The organism is Mesorhizobium sp. M7A.F.Ca.US.008.03.1.1, from assembly GCF_003997495.1.
Lineage (GTDB): Bacteria > Pseudomonadota > Alphaproteobacteria > Rhizobiales > Rhizobiaceae > Mesorhizobium.
The window spans coordinates 36,874-50,228 of record NZ_RZRU01000019.1 but is presented as its reverse complement, the minus strand read 5'-3'; the positions used below and the strand labels follow the sequence as shown (position 1 = coordinate 50,228).

Sequence of the window (13,355 nt, the reverse complement as noted above, 5' to 3'; positions counted from 1 at the left end):
ATCAAAGCCCCGCCGTCTTGAGTGCCGCGGCCTTCTTGATGGCCGAGCGGATTTTGGGATAGGTGCCGCAGCGGCAGAGATTGCCGCCCATGGCGTTGTCGATGTCGGCGTCGCTCGGATCGGCGACCTCGTCGAGCAGCGCCACCGCGCTCATGATCTGGCCAGCCTGGCAGTAGCCGCATTGCGCGACCTGTTCCTCCAGCCACGCCTGCTGCACCGGATGCAGCTCGCCCGCCGTGCCGATGCCTTCAATGGTCGTGACAGCGCCGCTGACCTGGCCAACCGGAAGCGAACAGGAACGCACCGGCTGACCGTCGACATGCACGGTGCAGGCGCCGCACGCGGCGATGCCGCAGCCGAATTTTGGCCCTGTCTTACCAATGAGATCGCGCAGCGCCCATAGCAGCGGCATGTCCGGATCGGCATCGATATCGAATGACTGCCCGTCGACGGTGAGGCGCATGGGGATACCCTTTGTTGTCGTCCACTGCCAAGGGCGAAGCGGCCTCCCGGCCATTTCGCTCTAATACAGATTGACAAATTTCGTCATTTTGTCAAATAAGATTTTGCAGGATAGAATTGCTCATGAGCCAGATCGAAGACATCGCCGCCACAGACCCCAAACGCGTCCGTATCCTGGATGGCGCGATGAAGGTGTTTTTGGCCTATGGCTTCTCGCGCACCACCATGGACGATATCGCCCGTGCCGCAGACATGTCGCGCCCGGCGCTCTATCTCCTGTTCAAGAACAAGACCGACATTTTCCGTGCCATCGCCATGATGATCCTGTCGCGCTCGGTCGAGGCGGCAAAATTTGCCCTATCGGGCGACGGCCCTTTCACCGAGCGCATGATGCGAGCCATCGATGAGGCATTTATCTCGATGATGAGCGCGGTCATTGCCTCGCCGCATGGCGCCGAGCTGCTGGACATGAAATCGAGCCTTGGCGATCTGGTGGGCTGCTGGCGCGGCGGGCTTGGCCAACACATCGGCGCCGCGATAGAGGGCGAGGCAGCCAGGAACGGCGTCGATCTGGCGGCCAGGGGCCTGTCGGCGCAACTGCTTGCCGACATGCTGCTCGACGGGCTGGAAGGCATGAAGGCGCGGATCAGAGATCCGGAAGGGCAGCGGCAGGCGGCCGCTGCCCTGATCAGGGTGATCGACCTGACCTTGAAAACTCGATGAAACCAGCTGTACCGGGTTTCCGCTCAGGCCCGACGGCGAACCACCTCGGGATTCTTGCGCACAGCGAGGAATTCCTTGACCCTCCGGCCAGGAGCTGGACCGCGCACCGGCTTGAAGCCGTCATCGAGTTCGCCAGAGAGATCGAGCGTCGGGTGCTTGCCGACGGCGTCGTAATTCTCTTCCAGCCAGTCGCTGGCGGCGGTGCGGCCGAGATCGCGGAGATAGGTCAGGAACGCCCATTCTGCATTGACCTTCGATGACGCCGACAGGTCCTTGAACGCCTCATCGGCATCGATGCGATGCATACGGATGTCGCGGTATTCGCCCTGTGGCAGACGGCCGGCGGCGATCAGTTCCTTGACGAAGGCGATCGAGCGGAATTCGCGCAACAGCCCGGCGTTGAAGGTGATCTCGTCGATGCGGTTCTGGATCTCGTTCGCGCTCCTTGGTGTTCCCTCGCGTACCACCGGATTGATCTGCACCAGAAGCACGTCCTCGGTCGCCGCCGTCTTGAAGAACGGATAAAGCGCCGGATTGCCGCCATAGCCGCCATCCCAATAGGGCACGCCCTTGATCTCGACGGCGCGGAACAGTTGCGGCAGGCAGGCCGAGGCCATCACCGTGTCGAGGTCGATCTCGCCGTCGGAAAAGACGCGCAACTGTCCGGTCTCGACATTGGTCGCCGAGATGAACAGTTCCATCGACTTGCAGGCGCGGACATTGTCGAAATCGATCTCCTGCTGCACCACGTCGCGCAGCGGGTTGATGCCGAGCGGATTGGCGACATAGGGTGAGAACACCCGCGACATGGTGTCGAAGAAGAGATAGCCGGGCGTGTTCTCGATCGACCAGTTGCCCCAGGCGACATCCCACGGCATGCGCTGCACCGGGCTGAACCGGCCCTTGGCCGCCACCGCACGCCAGAAATCGTCAAGTTTTTGCCGCGCGCCTTCGACACCGCCGCGGACAAAACCGTCGGCCAGCGCCACCGCATTCATGGCGCCGGCGCTGGTGCCGGACACTGCTGATATCTCCAGCCGTCCGTCCTCCAGCAGGCGGTCGAGCACACCCCAGGAAAAGGCCCCGTGCGAGCCGCCGCCCTGAAGCGCTACGTTGATTTTCTTCGTCTCCTCCGCCTTGCCGTTCTTGGTCATGGCGTCGTCCTTGATCTGTCCCTTTGGGTGGATAAGAGAGTTTTGCGCCTCACGCGGCGGTCCAGCCGCCATCGACCGAGAGATGCGTGCCGTTGACCTGCGCTGCCGCGTCCGAGCACAGGAATACCGCCGCCGCCGCGATCTGCTCGACCGTGACGAATTCCTTCGTCGGCTGCTTGTCCAGCATGACCTCACGGATGACGGTCTCGCGGTCCATCTGATGGGCTTTCATCTGGTCGGGGATCTGCGCCTCGACCAGTGGCGTCAGCACATAGCCCGGGCAGATGGCGTTGCAGGTGATTTTTTCACGCGCCAGTTCGAGCGCAACGGTCTTGGTCAATCCCATGATGCCGTGCTTGGCCGAGACATAGGCCGACTTGAACGGCGACGCGACCAGGCCATGTGCCGAGGCGATGTTGACGATCCGGCCGCCGCCGGCCTTTTTCATCAGCGGGATGGCGGCTGCGATGGTGTGAAACGCCGAAGACAGGTTGATGGCGATGATGGCATCCCACTTCTCGGTTGGAAATTCCTCCACCGGCGCGACATGCTGGATGCCGGCATTGTTGACCAGGATATCGACCGATCCGAATGTCTCGGCCGCCTTGGCGATCAGCGCCCGGCATTCTGCCGGTTTCGACATGTCGGCCTTGATGTAGGCGGTCTTCACCTTGTGCTGTCTGGCGATCGCATCAGTGATGGCGTGGTCGGCAGCCGTGTCGGAGAAGGAGTTGACGACCACGTTATGGCCTTCGGCCGCCAGCGCCTGGGCGATGGCCAGGCCAATGCCCGATGTGGAGCCGGTAACAATTGCGGTTTTCCTGGTGGCCAAGGGCGGAATCCTCTGGTTGCGGCAAGAGCGGGCTTATGTTGCAGTGCAGCATATATGCGCAATGCGACGCAATAACAGCGGCCAGAATTTGCGGCGAGATGAAATTTTCGTCATGAGCGGCCGCATAGCCGCTCCCCGGAGGACGTCGGCTGGATCGCCCCGTCCTTTCCTGCAACGCGAAAAAAGTCTCAGGCAACCAGACCCGGCACCGGCCCGACATAACGCGACTGCGGCCGGATCAGCCGCCCGGTCGTCTGCTGCTCGCGCGCATGGGCAATCCAGCCGGCCACGCGCCCGGCGGCGAAGACATTGCTGAAGGCTGACGGTGGGAAACCCGCCGCTTCCAGCACCAGCGCGGTGTAGAACTCGACATTGGTCTGCAGCGAACGCTGCGGCTTGGCGGTCCGAAGCACCTCGAGCGCGGTTTGCTCGACCGTCTCCGCAAAGGCCAGCCGGCGGCCGGTTTCACCCTCGCTGCCGAGTTGCCGCACGAGGGCTTTCAACACATCGGCGCGCGGATCACGCACACGGTAGATGCGGTGACCGAAGCCCATGATGCGCCTGCCTTGCGCAATCTCGTCGCGCAGCCAGCCGGCGGCATCGCCATGCGCCTGGATCGCATCCAGCATCTCGATCACCGGACCTGGCGCGCCGCCATGCAGCGGCCCCTTGAGCGCGCCGAGCCCGGCCAGCACGGAGGATGTCAGGCCGGCCTGCGTCGAGGCCACCACGCGCGTCGCAAAGGTCGATGCGTTGAGGCCATGGTCGCAGACGGTCACCAGATAGGTGTCGAGCGCCTTCGTCAGCGCCGGCGAGGCGACGCTGCCGTTCAGCATCCTCAACATGTCGGCGGCATGATCGGCCCGGCTGTCCGGCGCGATCGGCTGCTCGCCGCGCTGCAGGCGCAGCAGGGCCGGCGTCAGCACGGCGGGCGCTGCGATGAGCAGCAAGGCGTCCCTCAATGTGTCTCCGTCCGGCAGCAACGCCGTGCCGGCACGCATGGCGCTGTAGACATCGAGCGACGCCAGCAAGGGCAGCGAGGGCAAGAGTCGTTCGAACACGTCCGCACGCGCCTGGCCCAGCTCCCGCGCCAGGTCCGCATCGCCGGGAAGATCGTCGAAAAAGCCATCCAGCAGCAGCCCGACCACCTGCGCATAGTTCCAGCGGCCGGCCAGCTCCGGCAGCGAATGACCTCGGATCGTCAGACGGCCGGCCAGACCATCCACGTCGGAGAGCACTGTTTCCGCCGCCACCACGTCATCGAGCCCACTCGCCATAGCCTTGCCTCCTTGAAGCATTTCCGGATCGGAGATAGGGCTGGGCAACGTTTCCATCAATCTTGATCAATAGAATCAATATCAGGGTTCGATATGTCCGAGTGGTTGTCCCGGGAAGAAGCGCTTGAGCGCCTCAAGGTGCGGGCGCAGACGCTGTACGCCTATGTCAGCCGTGGGCGCATCGGCATGCGGCCCGACCGCGCCGATCCGCGCCGCAGCCAGTATCGTGCCGACGACATAGAAGCGCTAGCAACGCGCAGGGCACGCGGACGGAGCCCGTCAGTCATCGCTGAAAGCGCCATTGCCTGGGGCGAGCCCTCGATCGCAACGGCGATTTCGACCGTCTCGCACGGTCGGCTCATCTATCGCGGGCAGGACGCCGCAGTGCTCTCCGGGCACGCCACACTGGAAGAAGCCGCCGCCGTTCTCTGGGCTCTGCCGGAACCGGTGGCTTTCGAAGCACCATCGCCGGACGCACCCCATCAAGCTGGCCGGGCCTCGGCTTTTGCGCAACTTGCCATGCTTGCCGGCCAGGGACGCCCATCGCTCGGGCGCAGCGCCGCCTCGCTGCATGCCGATGCCGCGCACGCGGTCGGCGTGCTGGCCGGCGCGCTGGGCGCACCGACAGGATCAAATCCCATCCATCAGCGGCTTGCGCAGGACTGGTCGGTGGATACCGGCGGCGCCGATGCGATCCGCCGCGCGCTTGTCCTGCTTGCCGATCACGAACTGAACGCCTCGACCTTCGCCGCGCGCGTCGCAGCCTCCACCGGCGCGCCGCTGGCCGCTTGCCTGCTGGCTGGGCTCGCAGCGCTATCGGGACCACGTCATGGCGGCGCCGGCGAGGCGGTGATGCAACTGGCCGAGGATGCGGCGCGGCATGGCGCCGATGCGACGATCCGGCGCTGGCTCAGTCATGACCGGCCGCTGCCGGGCTTCGGTCATCAGCTCTATCCCGACGGCGATCCCCGAGGGGCAGCGCTTCTGTCGGTGATCGAGGTTGACGGCACACTATCGTCGCTGCGCGACGCTGCCCTTGCGGCGACCGGCGCGCTTCCCAATATCGACTTTGGGCTGGCCGCGCTGACGCGCAGCCTTGGCTTGCCGCGCGATACGCCGTTCCGCCTGTTTGCGCTCGCACGCAGCGTCGGCTGGGCCGCGCACACGGTCGAACAGATAACAAGCGGAAGTGTCATCAGGCCGCGCGGCCGCTATGAGGGCGCGCTGGTGTAAGGTCGCAAGAGCGCCAAGCGCTCAGGACATCGTGTCGAGCTTGCGCTGCATGGCCGCGATCTGATCCTTCAGTTCCTGAAGATCGTCGGGCTTGTCAGGCGTTTCCTTCCTGGCCGGCTCGGGCGACGGCGCAGCGGCTGGCGCGGTGCCAGCGGGCGGGAACGGCGTGAACAGCCGCATCGCATTCTGGAACATTTCCATGTTGCGGCGTGTCTGTTCCTCCAGCGCCTTGATCGGCGTGGTGATCTTCATCATGTCGAGCGGCGACTTGCCGATCGCCCCCTTCATCTGCTCGCGAAAGCGTTCCTGCTCCTTGGAAAAGGCGAGCATCGACTGTTCAAGGAAGCTCGGCACGATCATCTGCATCTGGTCGCCGTAATAGGCGATCAGCTGGCGCAGGAACGGGATCGGCAGCATGTTCTGCCCGTCCTTGTTCTCCAGTTCGAAGATGATCTGGGTCAGCACCGGATGCGTGATGTCGTCGCCGGTCTTGGCGTCCTGGACGGTGAACTCCTCGCCCTTCTTGACCATCTCGGCGAGGTCCTCGAGCGTCACATAGGTGCTGGTGCCGGTGTTGTAGAGGCGGCGATTGGCGTATTTCTTGATGATGATCGGATCGTCTTTAGCGGCCATCTACATCCTCCCGGGGACACCGGCGCGTCTCTGAGCAAGCCGCCGATAACGATTGTGCCTTTTTTTTGAGGATATGCGCAAAAGCCTCACAATTCCAAGCAGTTTGTGCAGTGCGGGATCACTAAATGCTGCATAGCGGGCAAAATATGCTGCGCAGCAATGGACGAATGGCCGCCACGGCTAGGCACGACCTGCTTGCGGCGCATGGGCGCCATGCCCATTTCCGGTTTGACTTGGGGTTGGGAAAGGGCAAGAAAAGTCCCCAACGACAGAACAACACCCTTGAAGTCTGGAGAAGAAAATGTCCGCTTCCATCGTCATAGCCAGTGCGGCGCGCACGCCGGTCGGCTCCTTCAACGGCGCCTTCGCCGCCAAACCGGCGCATGAGCTCGGCGCTGTCGTCATCAGGGAATTGCTGTCACGTGGCGGCATCGAACCAGGCGAGGTCGACGAGGTCATCCTCGGCCAGGTGCTGACCGCCGCGCAAGGCCAGAACCCGGCCCGCCAGGCATCGATCAATGCCGGCCTGCCCAAGGAAACCACAGCCTGGGGCCTCAATCAGGTTTGCGGCTCGGGTCTGCGCGCCATAGCGCTCGGCATGCAGCAGATCGCCACCGGCGACGCCAAGGTGATCATCGCCGGCGGTCAGGAATCGATGTCGCTTTCGACGCATGCCCAACACCTGCGCGCCGGCGTCAAGATGGGCGACTTCAAGCTGATCGACACCATGATCAAGGACGGACTGTGGGATGCCTTCAACGGCTATCACATGGGCAACACCGCCGAAAACGTCGCGCGTCAGTTCCAGATCACCCGCGAAGACCAGGACCAGTTCGCGCTCGCCTCGCAGAACAAGGCCGAGGCTGCGCAGAAGGCCGGCAAGTTCAAGGACGAGATCGTCGCCGTCACCATCAAGGGCAAGAAGGGCGACACCATTGTCGACCAGGACGAGTACATCCGCCACGGCGCCACGATCGACGCCATGACCAAGCTGAAGCCGGCTTTCGACAAGGACGGCACGGTGACCGCCGCCAACGCCTCCGGCATCAATGATGGCGCGGCCGGCGCGCTGCTGATGAGCGAAGCGGAAGCGGTGAGGCGCGGCATCACCCCGCTGGCGCGCATCGTGTCCTGGGCAACAGCCGGCGTCGATCCGCAGATCATGGGCACCGGACCTATTCCCGCCTCGCGCAAGGCCTTGGAAAAGGCCGGCTGGTCGGTCGGCGATCTCGACCTGATCGAGGCCAACGAAGCCTTTGCGGCGCAAGCTTGCGCCGTCAACAAGGACATGGGCTGGGATCCCTCGATCGTCAACGTCAATGGCGGCGCCATCGCCATCGGCCACCCGATCGGCGCTTCGGGCGCCCGCGTCTTCAACACGCTGGTCTTCGAGATGCGCCGGCGCGGCGCCAAGAAGGGGCTGGCCACCCTGTGCATCGGCGGCGGCATGGGCGTCGCCATGTGCGTGGAAGCGCTCTAAAGAGAAGTGAATAGCCAATAGGGAGTAGCGAATAGGGGAAGAATGGCGTCAGCGCGAAGGGATAGCAAATCCCTACTCGCTATTCGCTACTCCCTATTCACTCCCGACCAAAGGGAGGGAACATGACCAAGGTAGCAATCGTCACAGGGGGAACGCGCGGTATCGGCGCGGCGATCTCGATCGCATTGAAGACCGCCGGCTATTCGGTTGCCGCGAACTACGCAGGCAACGACGACGCGGCTGGCAAATTCAAAGCCGAGACCGGCATTCCCGTCTACAAATGGTCGGTCGCCGACTATGATTCCTGCGCCGCTGGCATCAGCCAAGTCGAGGCCGATCTCGGCCCGGTCTCGGTGCTGGTCAACAATGCCGGCATCACCCGTGACGCGATGTTCCACAAGATCACGCGCGAACAGTGGAAAGAGGTCATCGACACCAATCTGTCGGGCGTCTTCAACATGACGCATCCGCTGTGGAGCGGCATGCGCGACCGCAAGTTCGGCCGCGTCATCACCATCTCCTCCATCAATGGCCAGAAAGGCCAGGCTGGCCAGGTCAACTATTCCGCCGCCAAGGCCGGCGACATCGGTTTCTCGAAAGCGCTCGCTCAAGAGGGCGCACGCGCGGGCATCACCGTCAATGTCATCTGCCCCGGCTACATCGCCACCGAAATGGTCAAGGCGATCGACGAGAAGGTGCTCAACGAGCGCATCATTCCGCAGATCCCTGTCGGCCGCCTGGGCGAACCCGAAGAAATCGCGCGCTGCGTCGTCTTCCTCGCATCCGAAGATGCCGGCTTCATCACCGGCTCGACCCTCACAGCCAATGGCGGCCAATACTTCGCCTGACGACGCGGCGATGTGGGCGGAGAGATCGACGGGCCGGCACGCCGGCCCGTTTTTCGTTGCCGGCATGGTTCCCATCGAAGTGCCCGCGACGGCTGCTGGCCCGATCCGGCACGCAGAGGTTAACAGCGACCCGCTGCCCTGTGCGAAAGCTCCTTCACAGCCTGTGGATTCTCGGTGGATAAGCTGTTCACAACACAAGATATTGGGGTGAACAAACCAAGAAAATTCTGGCGTCGTCGATTCGTCGCCGATTCGTTCCGGCTTTGAGCGGAACGTTAACGACGACGGTCGGAATCGTCTGACAATTCCTTAACACGGATTAAGAAAGATCAACAATTTCATAATCTTGGCCGAGGCGCCCTAAGCCGTTGGGATCGTTTATCCGCAAAGATTAACGGCAGGGCCCCCTTAGCATGAAACGGGCCAGTTCAGGGATTCAGCATTTGGTGCGACTCGCGGTCGCAAAATCCACATGTAGCCGTGAACAAAAGCTGAATCTGCAGGAGTCACTGATTCGTCGCCGATTCGTTCCAGACTCGTTCTATCCGTTAATTCGCAGCCGGTTGAGAGCTTGACAAAAACACCTTGTGGCCGTTGGCGGAACATTCCGCTTTCGCTTCGCGCCCGAAATCCCTATGTGTCGCCTGTCATACGCGCCACTTGAGGCACGCTCCCGACAACCAGAGGCCAGAAAGCCTTATTTCCAGGTCCCGGAAGCCTTATTCTAGGTCAATGAACATCCAGCCCAAACACACTGAGCCGCTGATCCTGTCGGGCCGCGACGTGACCGCCGTGCTGGGGCCGACCAACACCGGCAAGACCCATCTCGCCATCGAGCGCATGGTGGCGCATGAGAGTGGCATCATCGGCCTGCCGCTCAGGCTGCTGGCACGTGAGGTCTACGCCCGCGTCTGCGAAAAGGTCGGCGCCCACAAGGTCGCGCTGATCACCGGCGAGGAAAAGATCCAGCCGCCGGGCGCCAGATATTCGGTCTGCACCGTCGAGGCCATGCCGCGCGAGACCGACGCCGCCTTTGTCGCCATCGACGAGGTGCAGCTCGCCGGCGACCTCGAACGCGGCCACATCTTCACCGACCGCATCCTGCATCTGCGCGGCCGCCAGGAAACGCTGCTGCTGGGTGCCGCCACCATGCACGGTATCCTGCAACGCCTGCTGAGGGGCGTCTCGGTGGTGACGCGGCCAAGGCTGTCGCATCTTGCCTATGCCGGCTCCAAGAAGCTGACCCGCCTGCCGCGACGCACGGCAATCGTCGCCTTCTCCGCCGACGAGGTCTACGCCATCGCCGAGCTGATCCGCCGCCAGCAAGGCGGTGCCGCCGTCGTGCTCGGCGCGCTCTCGCCACGCACCCGCAACGCCCAGGTGGCATTGTTCCAGTCCGGCGATGTCGACTATCTCATAGCCACCGATGCCATCGGCATGGGTCTCAACCTCGATCTCGACCACGTCGCCTTTGCCCAGAACCGCAAGTTCGATGGCTTCCAGTATCGCAACCTGACGGCGGCCGAGCTCGGCCAGATCGCCGGCCGCGCCGGCCGGCATCTGCGCGACGGCACGTTCGGTGTCACCGGCCAGGTCGACCCGCTGGACGAAGAGCTGATCAAGAAGATCGAGGGCCACGATTTCGATCCGGTGAAGGTGCTGCAGTGGCGCACCGCGCATTTCGACTTTGCCAGCCTCGACGCGCTGAAGCGCTCGATCGAGACCAACGCCCCGGTCGAGGGCCTGACACGGGCATTGCCTGCCGTCGATGCACAGGCGCTCGAGCATCTGTCGCGCGACGAGGACATCCGCGCACTCACCACAAATGCCAAGCGCGTGGCGCTACTGTGGGAAGCCTGCGCGCTGCCCGACTACCGCAGGATCGCGCCGGCCCAACACGCCGACCTCATTGCCTCGATTTACACGGACCTCGCACGCCACGGCCACGTCGACGAGAATTACATGGCCGAGCAGGTGCGCCGCGCCGACACCACCGAGGGCGACATTGACACGCTGTCGCATCGCATTGCCCAGATCCGCACCTGGACATTCGTGTCGAACCGACCCGGCTGGCTGGCCGATCAGGCACACTGGCAGGAAAAGACGCGCGAAATCGAAGACAGATTGTCGGATGCGCTGCATGAGCGGTTGACGAAACGCTTCGTAGACCGCAGGACTTCCGTCCTCATGCGGCGCCTTAGAGAAAATACCATGCCCGAAGCCGAAATTAGTCCTACCGGAACCGTCCTTGTCGAAGGCCACCATGTCGGCGAGTTGCAAGGGTTCCGCTTCACCGCTGACCAGACCGCCGGCGGTGAAGACGCCAAGGCCGTGCGCACTGCTGCCCAGAAGGCGCTGGCCGCCGAGTTCGAGGCGCGCGCCGAACGCTTCGGCGCCTCGGCCAATGGCGACATCGCGCTTGGCTCGGACGGCACGCTGCGCTGGATCGGCGCGCCGATCGGCACGCTTGTATCAGGCGAGGACGCGCTGAAGCCGCGGCTGGTGCTGCTGGCCGACGAACAACTGACCGGCCCGGCGCGCGAAAAGGTCGCCGCGCGTGCCGAGCGTTTCGTCAATTTCCAGATCGAATCGCTGTTGAAGCCGCTGGTCGACTTGAAAAACGCCGACCAGATTTCCGGCATCGGCCGTGGCATCGCCTTCCAGCTGGTCGAGAATTTCGGCCTCATCAACCGCCGCGACATCGCCGAGGAGATGAAGTCGCTCGACCAGGAAGGTCGTGCAGCCCTTCGCCGGCTTGGCGTGCGGTTCGGCGCCTACCATGTCTTCGTGCCGGCGCTGATCAAACCGGCGCCTGCCGGACTGGTGACATTGCTGTGGGCGCTGAAGAACGACGGTAAGGACAAGCCAGGTTTTGGCGACGTGGTCCATGCGCTCGCCTCGGGCCGCACCTCGGTGGTCATCGACCCGGCCTTCGACAAGACCTTCTACAAGCTTGCCGGCTACCGCAATCTTGGCCGTCGCGCCGTGCGCATCGACATACTGGAACGGCTGGCGGATCTGATCCGTCCGGCGACCAATTGGAAGCCCGGCCTCGGCCAGCGCCCGGACGGCGCCTATGACGGCCAGTCCTTCATGGTGACGCCGCCGATGATGTCGATCCTCGGCGCCACCACGGACGACATGGAAGAGATCCTCAAAGGTCTCGGCTACCGTGCCGAGCCGAAACCGGCCGTCGAGGTAAAGGCGCGGCTCGAAGCACAGGACAATGCCGCGCGCGAAGCAGCGATGGCGAAACTTGCGGCGGAAGAGGTTGCACGATCCGAGCAGGCCAAAGCGGCTGAAGCCGCGGCAACGGATGCCGCAGCAGAGGCAGCAGTCGAAGGGTCCGAGCCGGCATTGGACGCAGTGGCCGTTTCGGAAACGGCGACCGAAATCACCTCCGACGCCGCGGCGGAACCTGCTGCGCCTGCCGTGGAAGGACAGGCGGACGCTCCGGTCGAGACCGCGCAGGACGAAGCGCCTGTAGCCGAGGCTGCTGCTGAACCGGCACCGGTTGAACCGCAGGCAGAGGCTGAAGCTGCCGAGACTGAGGCCGCAGCGGCAGAAGAAGCTGCACCGGCCGAGCTGGTGTCAAATGCCGTGCCGGCAATGGACGCCGCGCCGGATGAACCTGTGCCGGGGGCTGAAGCAGCCGTCGGCGAAGCTGCGCCGGAAGCCGAAGCGCCAAAACCCATCCTGCTGTGGCGTCAGGGTCGTTTCGAACAGCGCCCGCGCAACCGCGACGACAACCGCAGGAACAATCGCCCACGCAACGGACAAGCGCGCGGCCGAAGCGATGCGCCTGCGGATGCCGCCGGCGCACCGGCCGCTGCTGCACCCGGAGAACGTCCAGCCCATGAAGGCCGGCGCGATGGTGCCGGCAAGCCGCGCTTCGACCGCTCGAAGTTCAAACCAAAGCCGCAGGCCGAAGGCGAACAGCAACGTGACGGCAGGCCGCAGGGCGAGCGTCCCGACCGCCGCGAGGGTCGTCCCGACTGGAAGGCCGGCAGGCCGGATGGCAAAGGTGGTCCCGATCGAGGCCCAGGGGGCGGCAAGCCCGCCTTCCAGCCGAAGCCGCGCGAGGAGCGCCCGGTGCGTTTCGATCCGGATTCGCCCTTCGCCAAGCTCGCCGCTCTGCGCGACCAGTTGAAGAAATAGAACCCGGCTCGCTTCGATGGTTGTCGAAGGCCGCCAGCGTATCGACAAATGGCTGTTCTTCTCACGCGCCGTGAAATCGCGCTCGCTGGCGGCAAAGCTGGTCGTCGCCGGCCGGGTTCGCATCAATCGCGACAAAGCAGCGCAGGCCTCCGATCAGGTCAAGCCAGGCGACGTCCTGACCATCACGCTCGAGCGGCGCATCTTCATCTGGAAGGTGCTCGGCGCCGGTACGCGACGCGGCCCGGCCGAGGAGGCCCGTACGCTCTACGAGGATATGTCGCCACCGCCCGCACCGAAGGGCGAAGCCCCTCCCGATGCAATTCCGGGGCTGCGCGAGGCCGGTAGCGGCCGCCCGACCAAGAAGGAACGCCGCCAGACCGACCGATTGCTCGGCGAAGATTGATGCCTGGCGTCCAAAAACACGCAGTGATCCCGGGCCAACGACACGCCTGAGGCGAGAACTGAGCCCGGCAAACAGACGCTCTGCGGGACATGGCTGACTTCCGCCGGGCCTGCAGTCTGGAATTCCATTCCGGAAACACCGGCACCGTCCGC

11 protein-coding genes are annotated in these 13,355 nt (G+C 64.0%); 6 read left to right on the top strand and 5 right to left on the bottom strand.

Annotated features, from left to right (window positions below):
* Nucleotide 1: 1 nt before the first annotated feature.
* Nucleotides 2-463, bottom strand: coding sequence for a (2Fe-2S)-binding protein (locus tag EOA16_RS23605; RefSeq protein WP_127260391.1), 462 nt, complete (start codon nt 461-463; stop codon nt 2-4).
* Between the two features lie 122 nt (nt 464-585).
* Between EOA16_RS23605 and EOA16_RS23600 the strand changes: the two genes are divergently transcribed.
* Entirely contained in the window at nt 586-1,185 is a 600-nt protein-coding gene (locus tag EOA16_RS23600; RefSeq protein WP_127260390.1) for a TetR/AcrR family transcriptional regulator, read from the top strand.
* 23 nt (nt 1,186-1,208) lie between these two features.
* Here the strand turns inward: EOA16_RS23600 and EOA16_RS23595 are convergent, their stop codons facing one another.
* The 3 genes from EOA16_RS23595 to EOA16_RS23585 form a co-directional block, all read right to left on the bottom strand.
* Nucleotides 1,209-2,339 carry a patatin-like phospholipase family protein gene (locus EOA16_RS23595; RefSeq protein ID WP_127260389.1) on the bottom strand — a complete coding sequence of 377 codons (1,131 nt, stop codon included), beginning with the start codon at nt 2,337-2,339 and terminating at the stop codon, nt 1,209-1,211.
* A gap of 49 nt (nt 2,340-2,388) precedes the next feature.
* Entirely contained in the window at nt 2,389-3,180 is a 792-nt protein-coding gene (locus tag EOA16_RS23590) for a 3-hydroxybutyrate dehydrogenase (protein ID WP_164754366.1), read from the bottom strand.
* A 179-nt stretch (nt 3,181-3,359) separates the two neighbouring features.
* Entirely contained in the window at nt 3,360-4,448 is a 1,089-nt protein-coding gene (locus EOA16_RS23585; RefSeq protein WP_127260387.1) for a citrate synthase/methylcitrate synthase, read from the bottom strand.
* Between the two features lie 93 nt (nt 4,449-4,541).
* Here EOA16_RS23585 and EOA16_RS23580 point away from each other — a divergent pair, with 93 nt between their 5' ends.
* Nucleotides 4,542-5,681, top strand: coding sequence for a citrate synthase (locus EOA16_RS23580; RefSeq protein WP_127260386.1), 1,140 nt, complete (start codon nt 4,542-4,544; stop codon nt 5,679-5,681).
* A gap of 21 nt (nt 5,682-5,702) precedes the next feature.
* On the opposite strand, the gene phaR is transcribed toward EOA16_RS23580, so the two are convergent.
* Complete coding sequence (phaR, locus tag EOA16_RS23575; RefSeq protein WP_023814312.1) at nt 5,703-6,314, bottom strand: polyhydroxyalkanoate synthesis repressor PhaR; 612 nt, start codon at nt 6,312-6,314, stop codon at nt 5,703-5,705.
* 301 nt (nt 6,315-6,615) lie between these two features.
* Here phaR and EOA16_RS23570 point away from each other — a divergent pair, with 301 nt between their 5' ends.
* From EOA16_RS23570 to EOA16_RS23555, 4 genes are all read left to right on the top strand, one after another.
* A complete protein-coding gene (locus EOA16_RS23570; protein WP_127260385.1) occupies nt 6,616-7,794 on the top strand; it encodes an acetyl-CoA C-acetyltransferase in 1,179 nt (392 codons plus the stop codon).
* A gap of 122 nt (nt 7,795-7,916) precedes the next feature.
* The gene (phbB, locus tag EOA16_RS23565; RefSeq protein ID WP_127260384.1) at nt 7,917-8,642 is read left to right on the top strand and encodes an acetoacetyl-CoA reductase; all 726 of its coding nucleotides are present in this window, start codon (nt 7,917-7,919) and stop codon (nt 8,640-8,642) included.
* A gap of 732 nt (nt 8,643-9,374) precedes the next feature.
* Nucleotides 9,375-12,800: a helicase-related protein gene (locus EOA16_RS23560; protein WP_127260383.1), complete on the top strand. Its 3,426-nt coding sequence runs from the start codon at nt 9,375-9,377 to the stop codon at nt 12,798-12,800.
* Between the two features lie 16 nt (nt 12,801-12,816).
* Complete coding sequence (locus tag EOA16_RS23555; protein ID WP_127260382.1) at nt 12,817-13,203, top strand: RNA-binding S4 domain-containing protein; 387 nt, start codon at nt 12,817-12,819, stop codon at nt 13,201-13,203.
* Nucleotides 13,204-13,355 lie beyond the last annotated feature (152 nt).